A 16181-nucleotide genomic window follows, 5' to 3' on the forward strand; every position below is an offset into this window, starting at 1 on the left:
ATCACCGGCGTTCATGCGTGGGTGGTCAACTACAAGGAAGCGCACCATGACGAGTACAACGCTGACCCAGTCCGATCCCCTTCTCGAAGAGCCGTTCCGGTCACGACGGAACAACTGGAACACCCACATTCGCCGGCACGCGACGATGAAGCCGGACGCCACCGCATTGCGATTCATGGGGAACGAGACCTCGTGGTCACAGCTCAACGACCGATCCACCGCGTTCGCCGCCGCGTTGTACCGCCGCGGGGTGCGCTTCGGAGATCGGGTGCTGGTCTTGATGCTCAACCGCAGCGAATACGTCGAGGTGATCTTCGGCGCCAACCTGATCGGTGCCATCGCGGTACCGGTCAACATCAGGATGACGCCGCCCGAGGTCGGTTTCCTCGTCAAGGACAGCGGAGCGAAGGTCATCGTCACCGAATCTCTGCTGGCCCCGTTGGCGGATGCAGTCCGGACGAGCACCGAGGGGGTTGAGAACCTCGTCATCGTCGGCGCGTCCGATGTCGAAGATGCGTTGGATTACGACAGTCTGATCGCCGAGGACGCCACCGACCTTCCGCCGATCGACGTGCCCGAGAACTCGATCGCGTTGATCATGTACACGTCGGGAACCACCGGAAACCCCAAGGGTTCCATGCTTTCTCACACCAACATGCAGGCTCAGGCCGTCACCTGTATCTCTGCCCTGCAGATTCGCAACGACGATGTGGGCTCATGCGTCGCACCTATGTTCCACATCGCGGCGATGGGCGCGATGGCGCCACTCTTCTATCTCGGGGTCCCGACCGTCATCCATCCGCTCGGCGCGTTCGACCCCGAAGCGTTGCTGGATGTGCTGGAGGCCGAGGGGATCACGTCGATCTTCCTCGTCCCCGCCCAGTGGCAGGTGGTGTGCGCGGTTCAAAAGGCCAAGCCGCGCAACGTCAAACTCCGGGTCATCTCCTGGGGCGCCGCGCCGGCTTCCGATACCGTGCTGCGCGCCATGGCGGAGACGTTCCCCGACGCGATCAACGTCGCCGTCTTCGGGCAGACCGAGATGTCACCGATCACCTGCGTCCTCGAGGGCAAAGACGCACTCCGGAAGCTGGGCTCGGTCGGTCAGGTCATCCCGTCGGTACAGGCGCGTGTCGTCGACGTCGAGATGAACGATGTGCAGCCGGGCGAGATCGGCGAGATCGTCTATCGCGGTCCGAACATGATGGAGGGTTACTGGCAGAACCCGCAGGGCACCGCTGATGCTTTCGCCGGCGGCTGGTTCCACTCCGGTGATCTGGTGCGGATGGACGACGAGGGTTTCGTGTACGTCGTCGACCGCAAGAAGGACATGATCATCTCCGGCGGGGAGAACATCTACTGCGCCGAGGTCGAGAATGCCCTCTTCTCGCATCCGAAGATCCTGGAAGCCGCCGTGGTCGGTAAGGCAGACGACCGCTGGGGTGAGGTGCCCGTGGCCATCGTCGTCCTGAACCCGGGTGAGGAGCTGGCGTTCGATGAACTGATCGAGTTCTTGAACGACCATCTCGCGCGGTTCAAGCAGCCCAAGGAACTGATCATCATCGACGAGCTGCCCCGTAACGCGTCCGGCAAGGTCGTCAAGCCGTCGTTGCGTAAAGAGTACGGCGGTAAGGACGCCGGCCTGCGGCACTGAGAGTCCCAGAGATCTACTGGAAGCGCCACGATTCGGGCCCCGCTCTCGCCAGGAGAGCGGGCCCGACTTGTTTCTTGACGTTCGGTTTGGAACCAAACCGCGAATCTGTTCCAAGGTGGTCGCCGGGTCGATAGACTCAAGGTCCGTCACCACCGGTTTATCGAGAGGCGAACATGGTCACGCAGGCCGCATCGCGGGCCGGGCAATCGCGCGGGAGCGCCCGGCAGTCGACCGATGTTCGTCCCGAGGTCATCGCCGAGTTCCGGAAGCACACGGGAAGTGTGCTGGCGGGAATCTTCGGTGGCGCTGCGTTCGATCAAGTGGCGCTGCCGCCCGTCGCTGCCGCCGTCGACCGCACTGGGCGTTTTGCCGAGAACTTCGCGGACCGGGCTGTGCGCAGCGGATTTTCGGCGTTGCTGGCGGTGTGGGGCGATGCAGCCGATCGAGCAGAAGAAGCGCGCTGGCTCAAGATGCGGCACCGCGATGTCCGAGGCCACGGTACCGGTGACTACAGCGACATCCGTTACAGCGCGCTCGATCCGGACAACTGGAAGTGGATCGCGGTCAGCGGAATGATGCTCGTGCTCAACACGTTCACGTACTGCACGGGCACCGAGATGCGCCGTAGCGAACAGGAAGCGGCGTACCAGATGGTGCGGGAGAGCTTTGCGGACCTCGAGCTCGAAAGCCGGGCTGGGAAACTCCCCGGTACTCTCGCTGACGCCGAGGAGTACTACGACCACATGGTCGAGACGCGATTGGCGTCGACCCCGTTCCTCGTCGAACAGTTCGCGGGCCTGAACCGGCTGCCGTTGCCCACATTGCTGCTTCCTCCTGTCGCGCGTACGGCGCTGACCCCGTTGTGGTGGATGGTGCGACCGGTGGCCGGACACGTCATTCAGGTCTGCTCGTCGAAGGCCATGAACCCTCGGGTTCAGGCGATGACGGGATACCGGCTCAAGCGGCGGCACGACGCCGAGTTCGCCCTGTATATAACGACCCTGCAGACGATCTGGCGGATATTTCCGGACTGGATGTTGTTGGCGCCGTTGGCTTATAACCGGCTTCAGTACGAGAAATTGGTGCGCATGCACCGAAGTGTCTCCCTTGGCACCTTCGCCGCGCCGCCGCACGAGCGGGGCGGATGCCCGGTCTGACCGACCGCAGGTTGGCCGCGCTCGCGTATTGACCGCGTCCGACCGTTGGAGTTAAAACTGAAACACGTTACAATTCTGAGGAGCGGTGACCGATGTCACTGCGAACTCAAAATCCCGGTGAGCTGTTCGCCGGCGACGCAGGTTGTCGGCGCGTGACTCACGTGCCGCGAGTGGAGGGTTTCGATGAAGACTAAAGGCGCTTTGCTCCGGAATTTCAACGAGAAGTGGGCGGTCGAAGAGATCGAGATCGGCGACCCGCGCAAGGGCGAGGTCAAGATCCGGATGGAAGCCGCCGGCATGTGCCACTCGGACCATCACCTGATGACCGGTGGTATCCCGATGGCCGGCTTCCCGGTGCTCGGCGGCCACGAAGGCGCCGGCATCGTCGAGGAACTCGGTGAGGGTGTCACCGACTTCGAGGTCGGCGACCACGTCGTGCTCTCGTTCATCCCGTCGTGTGGCAAATGCCCATCGTGTCGATCCGGTCTGAGCAACCTGTGCGATATGGGCGCGATGCTCTTGCAGGGTGAAGCGGTGTCGGACCACACTTTCCGGGTCCATACCGCCGCCGGCGAGAACGTCTATCCGATGACTTTGCTCGGCACCTTCGCCCCGTACATGGTGGTGCACGAGACGTCGGTCGTGAAGATCGATCCGTCCATTCCCTTCGAGGTCGCGTGCCTGGTCGGCTGCGGCGTGCCGACCGGCTTCGGCTCGGCGACCCACAGCGCCAAGGTGCAGCCGGGCGAAGACGTGGCGATCGTCGGAATCGGCGGTGTCGGGATCTCTGCGCTCCAGGGCACCGTCATCTCGGGCGCCCGCTACATCTTCGCCATCGACCCGATCGAGTGGAAGCGCGAGCAGGCACTGAAGTTCGGCGCGACGCATGCGTTTGCCACTGTCGAAGAGGCGGCGATGACCATCGCGGAGGTCACCGCGGGGCAGATGGCCAAGAAGGTGATCGTCACCGTCGGCGAGGTCCACGGCAAAGACGTCGACCTGTGGATGGGGATCACGGCCAAGGCCGGAACCTGCGTGCTCACCGGTATGGGCAGCATGATGGAATCCGACGTCACGCTCAACCTCGCGATGCTGACGCTGCTGCAGAAGAACCTGCAGGGAACGATCTTCGGCGGGGCAAGCCCCAAGCTCGACATCCCTCAGCTGCTGTCGCTGTACAAGATGGGCAAGCTCAATCTCGATGACATGGTCACCCGGCAGTACCGCCTTGATCAGATCAACGAGGGGTATCAGGACATGTTGGACGGCAAGAACATCCGGGGTGTCATCCGCTTCACCGACGAAGATCACTGAGCCGATCGTCTGATCTGTCGGCGTCCCGGTGGAGCCGGCGAGCAATTGGGTGCTCGCCGGCTTCGCTGTCTGTGCTTGCTCGTGGAGACTGTGTTTGCTCCCTCGGTGCCGCCCGTGATGCGATGAACCGGTGCTGACAGAACTAGGGAATTGGCCGGTCGACACCGTGTCCGCGGCGATTGTTGCCGACACGGATGTGGTGGAAGGGTTCGGTGACGGGCAACGGGTTTTCCCGCTTGCCTCGGTCACCAAGCTGCTCACGGCCCACGCCGCGCTCGTTGCCGTCGAGGAGGGCGCGATCGAACTCGATCAGCCGGCCGGACCTGCGGGTGCGACCGTGCGACACCTCCTGGCCCATGCCTCAGGTCTGCCCTTCGAGGGAGACGACGTGGTGGCCGGAGTAGGGGAGCAGCGGATCTATTCGAGTGCGGGTTTCGAGGTGCTGGCCGACCTCATCGCCGCGGAGACCGACATCGGCTTCGATGAGTATCTGACGCAGGCGATCTGCGAGCCGCTCGAGATGAACGCGACGTCGCTCCAAGGCTCGGCCGGGCACGGTGCGCAGTCCTCGGTGTCTGATCTGAGCGCATTCGCCCGGGAACTGTTGTCTCCAGAACTCGTGTCACGGGAGTTGCTCGCCGAGGCCACGTCGTTGCAATTTCCCGGACTCGACGGCTTCGTACCGGGGTACGGAAAGCATCGCCCCTGCGACTGGGGGCTGGGCTACGAACTGCGGGCCCACAAGAGTCCGCACTGGACGGGGTCGCAGAACAGCCCGCAGACGTTCGGGCACTTCGGTCAGTCCGGCACGTTCCTGTGGGTGGATCCCGCACTGAATGCGGCGTGCGTGGTGCTGACAGATCGGGCGTTCGGTTCGTGGGCGAAACCACTGTGGAGCGACTTCAACAACTCGGTGGTCGGGGCGTTGTCACATTGAAATCATCGTCCACTAGCGCAACACGGGTCACTTAAGGCACAATAAACAACAAGAGTGTGATATCTGCCGTTGGTTTCGCCAGGCCGTTGGGGAAGACGTTCCTCGTCGAAACCGGAGGTGGAAAGTGCGCAACCTTAACCAGTTTGCGGACGTGACAGCAGGTGTGGTGTTCATACACTCCGCACCTGTCGCGTTGTGCCCACATGTCGAGTGGGCTCTTTCGTCGACCCTAGATGCTCGCGCGAACCTGAAATGGTCCGCGCAGGATGCAGGGCCGGGGTTGCAGCGTGCCACGGTCGACTGGGTCGGCCCTGTTGGTACCGGCGCCCGTCTGGCCAACGCGCTGCGTGAATGGTCGACGCTTCGTTTCGAGGTGACCGAGAACGCCAGTGACGGCGTGGACGGCGAACGCTTTTGTTACGTGCCGGGCCTGGGGCTGTGGCGTGGTTCGATGAGCGCCAACGGAGATGTGATCATCGCCGAAATGCAGCTGCGCGCGTTGATGGAAGCGCACTCCAACGGCGCAGAACTGGCCGGAGCACTCGACGCCGCGCTGGGTACCGCGTGGGACGAAGCGCTGGAGGACTTCCGCATGGGCGGCGATGGCGCCGAGGTCACCTGGCTGCATCAGCGCGTGGGCTGACACCCCGACACAAACAAAACCGGCCCGGACTGAAAAGTCCGGGCCGGTTTTGCTTTCACCGAATAGCTTGCGCCGTGCTGGCCGCGCCCGTGAGCGCAGGGGTGGGCCGCGCGTGATGCAGCGAGGAACGCGCGATAAGGCCCACGACGAAGCGAACAGTTACAGCGGTATGTTCTTGTGCCGGCCCCGCCTTGCCGGTGCCGATGCGAGGGCTTCGGCGATGATGCTGCGGGTCTTCGCGGGATCGATGATCTCGTCGACGACGCCGATCGACTGGGCACGGCCGACGCCGCCTGCGATGGCTTCGTGCTCGACTGCGAGGCGTTCATGCAGGGCCTCGCGCTCGTCGTCGGGTGCAGCGGCGAGTGCCTTCTTGTGCAGGATGCCGACGGCAGCCTTGGCGCCCATGACCGCGACCTCGGAGCCGGGCCATGCGAACACTGCGGTGGCACCGAGTGCACGCGAGTTCATCGCGATGTAGGCACCGCCGTAGATCTTGCGGGTGACCAGCGTGACGCGGGGGACCGAGCATTCGGCGAAGGCGTGTAGGAGTTTTGCGCCGCGGCGGACCACGCCGTCCCATTCTTGTCCGACACCGGGCAGGTAGCCCGGGACGTCGGTCATGACGATGAGCGGGATGCCGAACGCGTCGCACAGCCGTACGAAGCGAGCGGCTTTCTCGGCGCTCTCGGAGTTGAGGCAGCCGCCCATGCGCAGCGGGTTGTTGGCGATGACGCCGACGCTGCGACCGGACAACCGGCCGAAACCGATCGTGATGTTCGGAGCCCATTTTGCTTGTAGCTCTTCGAAACTCGAGATCTCGGTTTCACCGTCGGCGGCGACGTCGGTATCGAGCAGGGCCCGGACGATGGGGTGCACGTCGTAGGCGCGGCGGTTCGACTCCGGCATCAGGGCGCGCAGGTCGCTGTCGCCGGCCTCGGCCTTCTGCCTGCTGAAATGTCCCTGCTGACCGAACGTGCCGATCAGGCGCCGGGCCCGCCAGTAGGCGTCGGGCTCGGAGTCGGCGGTGATGTGCGAGACGCCGGACTTCTTGCCGTGGGTCAGCGGTCCGCCCAGCGACTCCATGTCGACGACCTCGCCGGTGACGCTCTTGACCACGTCGGGACCGGTGACGAACACGCGGCCGGCAGGAGCCATGATCACGATGTCGGTCAGGGCCGGACCGTAGGCGGCGCCGCCGGCTGCGAAGCCGACGACGACCGAGATCTGGGGGATGTAACCGGAGGCACGCACCATGGCCTCGAACACCTCGCCGACCGCGTGGAGCGCCTCGACGCCCTCCGCGAGTCGGGCACCGCCGGAGTGCCAGATACCGACAACCGGTGCCTGCTCGGCGATGGCGGTGTCGATGGCGTTGACGATGTGCTTACAGCCCACGATTCCCATGGCCCCGCCCATCACGGTGCCATCGGTGCAGTAGGCAACGGTACGAACACCGTTGACGCGGCCGACGGCGGCCTGGACCCCGGACTTGTCTCGGGGGTGGAGCAACGACATCGACGCTTCGTCGAAGAAGTTGGTCAACCGCAGCAAGGGATCCCGGGGATCGATGGACTCTTCGTGCTTGGTGATCGGGGCCATGGTGGTCATGGAATCTCCTAAAGGTAGATCTGCAAGCGCCCTGCTGAACGAGTTCAGAGGCGACGGGATCAGTAGCGCCCAAAGGCGAGCGCAACGTTGTGCCCACCGAATCCGAACGAGTTGTTGATGGCGTAGTCGATCTGGCCGTAACGCGGTTCACCGTGAACCACGTCGAGGTCACATTCCGGATCCTGATTGTCGAGGTTCAGCGTCGGAGGGATGACCCCTTCTTCGATGGACTTGATCGTCAGGACCGATTCCAGTGCGCCCACCGCGCCGATCGAATGCCCGAGGGCAGACTTCGGTGCGTACACCGCGGCGTGGTTACCCACCGCGATGTTGATGGCCAAGGCCTCGGCGGTGTCGCCGACCGAGGTCGAGGTCGCGTGCGCATTCACGTGCGTGATGTCGGACTTGCCCAGACCTGCGGTCTGCAGGGCCCGAGTCATCGCGCGCGCCGCGCCGGTGCCCTCGGGATCCGGCGCGACCAAGTGGTATCCGTCAGAGGTGATTCCGCCACCGAGCAGACGCGCATGGATGTGCGCTCCGCGTGCCCGAGCGTGATCTTCGCGCTCGATGACCATGAGCGCAGCTGCCTCGCCGAACACGAAGCCGTCGCGGGCGGAGTCGAAAGGACGTGAGGCCGCGGCCGGATCTTCGTTGCGGGTGCTCATCGCTCGCATCATGGCGAAGCTCGCGATGGGCACGGAGTCGATGTGACCCTCGACGCCACCGGTGACCACCATGTCGGCATCACCCATGACGATCTGCCGCCAGGCATGGGCGATCGCTTCCGAACCCGACGAACATGCCGAGACGGGGGTGATCACGCCGGCCTTTGCGCCGATCTCGAGTCCCACCACTGCGGCGGGTCCGTTCGGCATGGCCATGGGCACTGCCAGCGGCGACACCTTGCGGTAGTTGCCGGTGTTGTGCATCGAGTTGTAGGCCTCGATGAGGGCGTCGCCGCCCCCCTGGCCGGTTCCGATGACGACGCCGAGGCGCTCTTTGTCGACCTCGGGTTCACCGGCTTGCGCCCACAGGCGCTTGCCCATGACGTACGCGACCCGTTCGACGTAGGCCATCCGACGGGCTTGCACCCGGGTGACCTCGTTGGACGGATCGTTGACCATCCGCCCACCGAACCGGACCGGGAGATCGAACTCCTCGACCCAGTCATCGGTGAGCGTCTTGATGCCACTCTCTCCGGCGAGCAGACCTTTCCACGTGGAATCGAGGTCTTCGCCGACTGAAGTCGTCGCGACCATGGAGGTCACGACAACGTTCGGGAAATTCCCGCCGAGGGTGGAGTATTCGCGAAGAGAGTCAGTCACTACTGGTCACTCACCGGTCTTGTCGGCGTCCAGCTTGGCGCGGATCGCGTCAGCGGCCTCGGAGTTCTCGGCTTCGAGCTTCTGGATGTAGGACACGGCGTCACCAACGGTGCGCAGTCCGGCGAGATCCTCATCGGGGATCTTGACGCCGTACTTGTCCTCGGTCTGCACGGCGATCTCGACCATCGACAGGGAGTCGATGTCCAGGTCGTCGACGAACGACTTCTCCACAGTCACCTCAGAGGGTTCAATGCCGGTGACCTCCTCGATGATCTCAGCGAGTCCGGCAATGATTTCTTCCTGGGCGGCGGCCACTATGTGGCTCCCTTCTTGTTCATGTTTCGGGTGTTTCCGGAATCGCGGCGCTTGCGCGCCGCTTTGGACGGGTGCAGACCAGATCGTGACGCGGTCCTCGCACCTTTCCGGGGACATCGACGCGGGCGCGTCGATGTCGCTATCCAAGTTCGGTGATGCCCTCGAGATCGTCGGGGGTCTTCAGCGCGCGGGTGGGGGTTCCCTTCAGTTCGCGCTTGGCGATACCGGTGAGGGTACCGGCCGGCGGTAGTTCGATCAGTCCGGTGGTGGCGCTCTCTCGCATGGTCTGCGAACAGAGGTCCCAGCGCACCGGGCTGGTCACCTGGGCGACGAGCTTGTCGAGCGCGTCGCGGCCGGAGGTCACCGGGCGACCGTCGGAGTTCGACAGCAGCGTCTTTCCGGGCTGTTGCGGGGTGATACCGGATGCGGCCTCGGCCACGGCATCTTGGGCCGGTGCCATGTACTCGGTGTGGAAGGCGCCGGCGACCGCGAGCTTGCGGATGCGGGCCTTCTCTGGTGGGTTGGCGATCAACTCGTCGATGGCCTCAACCGAGCCGGCGGCCACGATCTGCCCCGCGGCGTTGCGGTTGGCCGGCACGAGGTCGAGTTCTGCCAGACGGGCCAGCACCGCTGCCTCGTCTCCACCGAGTACGGCGGCCATGGTGGTGGGCTCGAGAGCACACGCCTTCGCCATCTCCGCCCCGCGGACCGCGGCCAGCGACACTGCCTCGTCGGCGGTCAGCACCCCGGCGATCGCGGCGGCCGCGAGTTCGCCCACCGAATGTCCCGCGACGAGCGTGTCAGCGGAAAGCGGCGAACGCTTGGCCAACTCGTCGTAGGCCAGCAATGCGGAGACGACCACCAGCGGCTGGGTGACAGCAGTGTCGGTGATCTCTTCTGCCGTCGCCGTCGTACCGAGTCGTTCGATGTCGAGCTTGGTCAGTTTCGACCAGGTGGCGACCTGGTCGCGTGCGCCGGGAAGCTCAAGCCAAGGGATGAGCATGCCGACGGTCTGGGAGCCCTGTCCGGGCGCAAGCAAGGAGAGCACCTGACAAGAGAACACCCTAACGGGCGTCGGTGAGGGTGTTGGACGCGTTAAACCTCAAGCGATGCCTTTGTAGGGTTCCCACAAAATTGCACGACAGTGTGGCTGCATCGTCACCGCACCGATATCCGTTACCCCAGTGTGAATTGATGCACAACCGTCACCTATCGCCGTCGGAGCCTGTTGCGCGAGTGACTGTAGTGAAAACTGTGCGCATGTCGTGTCTAACTCGTGTCAGTCTTCCTACCGTCGTTGCAATTCTCAGTACGTAGGCATCGCGCGGGTTCATGGGGTCGCGGCCCGTGATGTCCGAAATCCGCTTTAGTCGATATCTAACAGTATTGGGGTGAACAAAGAGCTCGCGTGCGCACGACTCCACCGACCCTCCGGAATCGAGGTAGGCATCGAGTGTGGTGGTCAACGTGTCGCCGCCCTTTTCGAGCGGCTTGATCACGACGTCGTTGAGTGTCGCCATCGCCGCCTGATCGCCGAGTAGCGCGCGTTCGGGGAGCAGTTCCCAGGAATGCACCGGGCGGGGTGCGCTCGGCCAGCCGGCGACAGCTTCGACGCCGGCCATCGCGTCGATCGCGCTCGTATGCGCCATGCCGAGGTTCGGTGTCGTCGGTCCGATGACCACGGGTCCGTCGGCGAAGAGGTTGAGCAGATCGATGATGAACGGCTCGTCCAGGGAAACCGGTCCGCTGACGATCGCGACGAGCAGACTGCCCTGCACCACCGAGAGCGCCGCGCGATCATGCTGTCGAGCGGTGTTGTGTACCGCCAACGGGACCGACACGTTGCGCTCGGGCGGGGGCATACCGACGAGCACGGTCGCTGTCACCTCGGCGTCCCAGTTCAGGGCGGCGGCACGAGACAACAGAGTGGGGCCGGTGTCGCCGCGGACCACCGCGTCGACGACCAGGGCTTCGAGTCGTGAGTCCCACGCACCGCGGGATTCGGCTGCCGAGGCATAGATCGAGGCGGCCGCGAATCCGATCTCGCGGCCGTAGCGCAACACCGCCTCGGTCAGGGCGCGGAGCTGGGCGTCGTTGCGCGCGAGCAGTGGGAGCCACTTCTCGAAGAACTCCATGGCCACGCGGACCATCTCCACCGTCTGCAACAGACTGATCCGGCGAGCCAGATCCTGGGGGACGACCTGGAACGCCTGGACCGTGAACTTGACGTTGCCTTCAGCGTCCTGCAACCACTCGACGAAGCTGACGACGGCCGTCTGCACCACCAACTGGACACTCGCGCGCTGACCGGCTTCGAGGTCGGAGAAATAGGGGAGTTGCTCCTCCATCGAATGCACGGCCTCCGTTGCGAGGCGGCCGCTGTACTGCTTGACGCGGCGTAGCAACGTATCCGGCAGCGCATCGTGAACGTTGGCCGGTGCCGGTACGTGCGCACCACGTGGTCCGAAGAGGTCGCCCGCGGACGACTCTGCCCCGCGTGACTCAGTCATTGTTTCAATCTATGCCAGAGCTGACCTGGTGGGGGGACATCGTTGGTGCCCGCTGACGCAGACACCCACCCGTTTTCGCCAGGTCCGGCGGAAATATCCGGTGGATGGTGCGAAAACGGGTGGGTGGTGGGCGAGGGTGTAGTGCGCGCTACGCGCCGGGACCCGGATCGCTCGTCTGCTTGGGTGCGGCGAGCACGTCGTCGATCTGATATTTCTCGGCCGCCTCGGCCGCGACCTTGATGTCGAGGTGGCCATCACGGGCCAGCGCCGACAGGACGCCCACCGCGATGGACTCGCCGTCGACATTGAAGTACCGGCGTGCGGCAGGACGGGTGTCCGAGAATCCGAAGCCGTCGGTGCCCAGGGTGAGATAGGTGCCCGGCACCCATGGCCGGATCAGTTCCGGTACCCCGCGCATGTAGTCGGTTGCGGCCACGAACGGACCCTCGACGTCGGCGAGGGTCTCGATCAGATACGGCTGCGCGTGATCGCCACCCGGTTCACGCAGTGATGCCTTCTCGAACTCGATGCCGTCGCGGGAGAGCTCGTTCCACGAGGTGACCGAGTAGATCGACGCTCCGACGTTCCAATCCTCGGCAAGCAGTTCCTGGGCTTTGAGCGCGCTTGCCATAGTGATGCCCGAGACGAGGATGTTCGCCGGATACTTCTTGCCTTCCGGGGCGTCGGCGTACCGGTAGAGACCTTTGAGTACACCGGCCACGTCGAGGTTGTCGGGCTGCGCCGGTTGACTGATCGGCTCGTTGTAGATGGTGATGTAGTAGTAGATGTTCTCGGGATCATCCCCGTACATCCGGCGCAGGCCATCGGCGATGATGTGCCCGAGCTCGTACCCGAACGCCGGGTCATAGGCCACGACTGCAGGGTTCGACGCCGCCAGCAGCAGCGAATGTCCGTCTGCGTGCTGCAGACCTTCACCGGTCAGTGTGGTGCGTCCAGCGGTGGCGCCGAGGACGAATCCCCGGGCCATCTGGTCGGCCGCCGCCCACAGACCGTCGCCCGTGCGCTGGAACCCGAACATCGAATAGAAGATGTACAGCGGGATCATCGGTTCGTCGTGCGTCGCGTACGACGTTCCGACGGCGGTGAACGAGGCCGTCGAACCGGCCTCGTTGATGCCCTCGTGCAGGATCTGCCCGACCGAGCTCTCCTTGTAGGCGAGCATCAGTTCGGCATCGACCGAGGTGTAGAGCTGGCCGTTGCGGTTGTAGATCTTGAGCGATGGGAACCAGGAGTCCATACCGAACGTGCGGGCCTCGTCGGGGATGATCGGCACGAGACGCTTGCCGATCTCCTTGTCGCGCATCAGCTCCTTGAAGATACGGACGACGGCCATGGTCGTGGCCACCTGCTGCTTGCCCGATCCCTTCGCAGCCAGCTTCAGCGCAGGCGCCGTGTCCGGCTTGAGCACCTTGCTCTTCGTCCGCCGCGCGGGCAAGAACCCGCCGAGCGACTTACGACGATCGAGCATGTACTGGATCTCGGCCGCGTCGTTCCCGGGGTGGTAGTACGGCGGCAGGTATGGATCCTTCTCGAGCTCGGCGTCGCTGATCGGGATACGGGTGCTGTCCCGGAAATCTTTGAGGTCGTCGAGCGTCAGCTTCTTCATCTGGTGCGTGGCGTTGCGGCCTTCGAAGTGCTTGCCGAGTGTGTAGCCCTTGATGGTGTGCGCCAGGATCACGGTCGGCTGGCCCTTGTGCGCCAGCGCCGAGGCGTAGGCGGCGTGCACCTTCTTGTAGTCGTGGCCGCCGCGCTTGAGATTCCAGATGTCGGCGTCGCTGAGGTCTTTGACGAGTTCTTTGGTTCGCGGGTCACGGCCGAAGAAGTGGTCGCGGACGTAGGCGCCGTCGTTGGCCTTGTAGGTCTGAAAGTCGCCGTCGGGAGTGCTGTTCATCAGGTTCACGAGGGCCCCGTCGCGGTCTTTGTGCAGCAGTGAGTCCCACTCACGACCCCAGACGACCTTGATGACGTTCCAGCCGGCTCCGCGGAAGAACGACTCGAGTTCCTGGATGATCTTGCCGTTGCCGCGCACCGGTCCGTCGAGACGCTGCAGGTTGCAGTTGATGACGAACGTGAGGTTGTCGAGGCCCTCGGTTGCGGCGACGTGTGCCAGACCGCGTGACTCGGGCTCATCCATCTCGCCGTCGCCGAGGAACGCCCACACATGCTGGTCGCTGGTGTCCTTGATGCCGCGATCGTCCAGGTAGTGGTTGAACCGTGCCTGGTAGATCGCGTTCATCGGTCCCAGACCCATGGAGACGGTAGGGAACTGCCAGAAGTCGGGCATCAGGCGCGGGTGGGGGTACGACGGCAATCCGCCGCCTTCGCCGGCATGAGAGTGCTCCTGGCGGAACCCGTCCATCCGCTTCTCGTCGATGCGGCCTTCGAGGAAGGCGCGGGCGTAGATGCCGGGTGAGGCGTGGCCCTGGATGAAGATCTGGTCGCCGCCGCCGGCGTGCTCCTGGCCACGGAAGAAGTGGTTGAAGCCGACTTCGTAGAGGGCGGCTGAGGAGGCATAGGTGGAGATGTGACCGCCGACGCCGACGCCGGGCCGTTGTGCGCGGTGCACCATGATCGCGGCGTTCCAGCGGATGAACGCGCGGAAACGACGTTCGACTTCTTCGTCACCGGGGAACCAGGGTTCGCTCTCGGTGGGGATCGTGTTGACGTAGTCGGTGGAGGTGAGCGCGGGAATCGACACACGTTTCTCGCCGGCACGTTCGAGCAGACGCAGCATCAGATAGCGGGCGCGGCCAGGGCCGGCGTTCTCGAGGAGACCGTCGAACGATTCGAGCCACTCGGTGGTCTCGTCGGGATCGATGTCGGGGAGGTAAGAGGCCACCCCTTCTCGGATCACCCGGACCCGCGGCTGATTCTTGGGTGCTTGCGTGCTGTCAGTCACTGCGCTGCTCTTTCTCCTCGAGTCACTCGGCAGCGGTGGCTGCCGTAACCGAAATTGCGCCGGAACCGGGGTGTGGTGTCGGCGTTGCCCCAATCGTGCCGTAAGTGATGTGTGTTGGCATCGGCAACCTCCCAAACGGGGTTGGGCGCGGCAAAGTAACCCTACTCACGGGCGTTTCGCGCGAGGGTTTTCGTACATTTCGTGCAAGATCGGCATGTGAACTGGAAGTGGGTGGGCGCGGCTGCCATGTGCGGGCTGCTGGTCACCGGCTGCGCCACGACCATCGACGGCTCGAGCTCGGTGGATTCCGGTCAGGTGAGCGCCTACCAGAGCGATGTGTCGGTCACGGCAGAACAATCGCGGATCGCAGAGTCGTCGCGGGCCGCCCAGGCGGCGCGGACCATCACCCTCGCCCTCTGTTCCCAGTTCACGACCACCGTGGTGACCATGCTCAACAGCTACAACCAGTTCGTCACCAAACTCAATGAGGTGCAGTCGTATTCGGCCACCGACGGGGGAGGTCAAGTGGTGATCGACCAGCTCACTGCTGGTGACCGGGCCATTTCTGCCAAACTGGTGCCCGGCGTCGAAGCCCCGGTCGAGGCGCTGATCCGTACTTTTCTGAGCAGGAACACCGAGCTCATCGCCGCCGTGCGCGGGGAGTTGCGGTCAGGTTTGAACGATCCCGCGGACCGGTGGATCGACGCCAGGAACAAGGCTGTGGAGGCGTGCGGAAAACTTGCACCTTGAAAAATCCGGCATTCGGCTTGCAACTTGGGGGTTTACCCTGTTCGCTTGAGTGATCAAAGCGGGCACGAACAGTGTTCGCATAATTTCTTTGACAGGAGGTCGTCGCGTTGGTTGCCGCTTCAGATGGTGATCGCGTCCAAAAGCTAGGTGTGAGCGCGGGCATGATCGTGCAGGAGCTGGGGTGGGACGAGGACACCGATGACGACCTGCGTGCCGACATCGAGGATGCGATCGACGCCGAGATGGTGGACGAGGACACCGACGAGGTCATCGACATGGTCGTGCTCTGGTGGCGCGACGGTGACGGCGATCTCGTGGACGCTCTGATGGACGCCATCACCCCGCTCGCCGACGACGGCTTTGTATGGGTGCTCTCTCCCAAGACCGGAAGCGACGGTTACGTCGATCCCAGTGAGGTCGCAGAGGCGGCCCCCACCGCGGGGCTCACCCAGACCAGTGCAGCCAGTTTCGGCGACTGGCTGGGATCGCGGTTGGTACAACCGAAGACGCGTGCCGGCAAGAAGGCATGACCACTTCGCTCGGACGGGAGCTTCCGGTGGGTGCGGAAGCTCCCGACTTCACGTTGCGTGACCAGAACAATCAACCACTCACGCTCTCGAGTTTCCGGGACAAGAAGAACGTGCTACTGGTGTTCTTCCCGCTGGCGTTCACCGGGACGTGCGAGGGCGAACTGAGCATGGTGCGCGATCGGCTGCCCGACTTCTCGAACGAGCACTCGGAGTTCGTGGCGGTGTCCGTGGGCAGCTCGCCGACGCACAAGGTCTGGTCGTCGGCGCAGGGTTACCTCTTCCCGATCCTTTCCGACTTCTGGCCACACGGTGAGGTGGCGCAAGACTACGGCGTCTTCAACGAGGACAAGGGTTACGCCAACCGCGGCACCTTCGTGATCGACAGGAACGGCATCATCACCTTTTCGGAGATGATGGGCGCCGGGCAGGTCCGTGACCAGTCGCTTTGGGAGAAAGCTCTGGCCGCGCTAGATTCTTGAAGGTGTCTGACGCCTTCGGGCGGTCGGACGGGCGGCGAG

14 protein-coding genes are annotated in these 16181 nt (G+C 64.1%); 8 read left to right on the forward strand and 6 right to left on the reverse strand.

The window, feature by feature from the left end; genetic code table 11:
• The first annotated feature begins 46 nt into the window (after positions 1-46).
• The 5 genes from fadD5 (at position 47) to J3S28_RS13515 (ending at position 5702) form a co-directional block, all read left to right on the forward strand.
• On the forward strand, positions 47-1651 hold the full coding sequence (gene fadD5, locus J3S28_RS13495; RefSeq protein ID WP_207841248.1) for a fatty-acid--CoA ligase FadD5: 1605 nt from the start codon (positions 47-49) through the stop codon (positions 1649-1651).
• Positions 1652-1824: 173 nt separating this feature from the next.
• Positions 1825-2808 carry an oxygenase MpaB family protein gene (locus tag J3S28_RS13500; RefSeq protein WP_207841249.1) on the forward strand — a complete coding sequence of 328 codons (984 nt, stop codon included), beginning with the start codon at positions 1825-1827 and terminating at the stop codon, positions 2806-2808.
• A 183-nt stretch (positions 2809-2991) separates the two neighbouring features.
• Positions 2992-4122 (forward strand): NDMA-dependent alcohol dehydrogenase, encoded by a 1131-nt coding sequence (locus J3S28_RS13505; protein ID WP_207841250.1) that lies wholly within the window; start codon positions 2992-2994, stop codon positions 4120-4122.
• 130 nt (positions 4123-4252) lie between these two features.
• A complete protein-coding gene (locus J3S28_RS13510) occupies positions 4253-5059 on the forward strand; it encodes a serine hydrolase domain-containing protein (protein WP_207841251.1) in 807 nt (268 codons plus the stop codon).
• A 124-nt stretch (positions 5060-5183) separates the two neighbouring features.
• Positions 5184-5702: a DUF3145 domain-containing protein gene (locus J3S28_RS13515; protein WP_084835316.1), complete on the forward strand. Its 519-nt coding sequence runs from the start codon at positions 5184-5186 to the stop codon at positions 5700-5702.
• A gap of 159 nt (positions 5703-5861) precedes the next feature.
• Here the strand turns inward: J3S28_RS13515 and J3S28_RS13520 are convergent, their stop codons facing one another.
• From J3S28_RS13520 to aceE, 6 genes are all read right to left on the reverse strand, one after another.
• Positions 5862-7313: an acyl-CoA carboxylase subunit beta gene (locus tag J3S28_RS13520; protein ID WP_207841252.1), complete on the reverse strand. Its 1452-nt coding sequence runs from the start codon at positions 7311-7313 to the stop codon at positions 5862-5864.
• Positions 7314-7372: 59 nt separating this feature from the next.
• Entirely contained in the window at positions 7373-8638 is a 1266-nt protein-coding gene (locus J3S28_RS13525) for a KasA/KasB family beta-ketoacyl-ACP synthase (RefSeq protein ID WP_207841253.1), read from the reverse strand.
• A 6-nt stretch (positions 8639-8644) separates the two neighbouring features.
• On the reverse strand, positions 8645-8953 hold the full coding sequence (acpM, locus tag J3S28_RS13530) for a meromycolate extension acyl carrier protein AcpM (RefSeq protein ID WP_062799656.1): 309 nt from the start codon (positions 8951-8953) through the stop codon (positions 8645-8647).
• A 139-nt stretch (positions 8954-9092) separates the two neighbouring features.
• Entirely contained in the window at positions 9093-10001 is a 909-nt protein-coding gene (locus J3S28_RS13535) for an ACP S-malonyltransferase (protein ID WP_207841254.1), read from the reverse strand.
• 157 nt (positions 10002-10158) lie between these two features.
• Positions 10159-11463, reverse strand: coding sequence for a PucR family transcriptional regulator (locus tag J3S28_RS13540; RefSeq protein ID WP_207841255.1), 1305 nt, complete (start codon positions 11461-11463; stop codon positions 10159-10161).
• Between the two features lie 148 nt (positions 11464-11611).
• Complete coding sequence (aceE, locus tag J3S28_RS13545; RefSeq protein ID WP_207841256.1) at positions 11612-14383, reverse strand: pyruvate dehydrogenase (acetyl-transferring), homodimeric type; 2772 nt, start codon at positions 14381-14383, stop codon at positions 11612-11614.
• Between the two features lie 216 nt (positions 14384-14599).
• Here aceE and J3S28_RS13550 point away from each other — a divergent pair, with 216 nt between their 5' ends.
• The 3 genes from J3S28_RS13550 (at position 14600) to J3S28_RS13560 (ending at position 16142) form a co-directional block, all read left to right on the forward strand.
• The gene (locus tag J3S28_RS13550) at positions 14600-15133 is read left to right on the forward strand and encodes an Rv2240c family protein (protein ID WP_207841257.1); all 534 of its coding nucleotides are present in this window, start codon (positions 14600-14602) and stop codon (positions 15131-15133) included.
• 107 nt (positions 15134-15240) lie between these two features.
• Complete coding sequence (locus J3S28_RS13555) at positions 15241-15663, forward strand: DUF3052 domain-containing protein (RefSeq protein ID WP_207841258.1); 423 nt, start codon at positions 15241-15243, stop codon at positions 15661-15663.
• Entirely contained in the window at positions 15660-16142 is a 483-nt protein-coding gene (locus J3S28_RS13560; protein ID WP_207841259.1) for a peroxiredoxin, read from the forward strand. Before J3S28_RS13555 ends, J3S28_RS13560 begins: the two co-directional genes overlap by 4 nt.
• The last annotated feature ends 39 nt before the right edge of the window (positions 16143-16181 follow it).

This window comes from Williamsia soli (assembly GCF_017377795.1).
GTDB lineage: Bacteria > Actinomycetota > Actinomycetes > Mycobacteriales > Mycobacteriaceae > Williamsia > Williamsia soli.

What these genes read in the sequence shown, in the direction of transcription:
- J3S28_RS13505 (WP_207841250.1), top strand. Translation starts at nt 2,992, where the DNA reads ATGAAGACTAAAGGCGCTTTGCTCCGGAATTTCAACGAGAAGTGGGCG.
- fadD5 (WP_207841248.1), top strand. Translation starts at nt 47, where the DNA reads ATGACGAGTACAACGCTGACCCAGTCCGATCCCCTTCTCGAAGAGCCG.
- J3S28_RS13520 (WP_207841252.1), bottom strand. Translation starts at nt 7,313, where the DNA reads ATGACCACCATGGCCCCGATCACCAAGCACGAAGAGTCCATCGATCCC.
- J3S28_RS13500 (WP_207841249.1), top strand. Translation starts at nt 1,825, where the DNA reads ATGGTCACGCAGGCCGCATCGCGGGCCGGGCAATCGCGCGGGAGCGCC.
- J3S28_RS13540 (WP_207841255.1), bottom strand. Translation starts at nt 11,463, where the DNA reads ATGACTGAGTCACGCGGGGCAGAGTCGTCCGCGGGCGACCTCTTCGGA.
- J3S28_RS13560 (WP_207841259.1), top strand. Translation starts at nt 15,660, where the DNA reads ATGACCACTTCGCTCGGACGGGAGCTTCCGGTGGGTGCGGAAGCTCCC.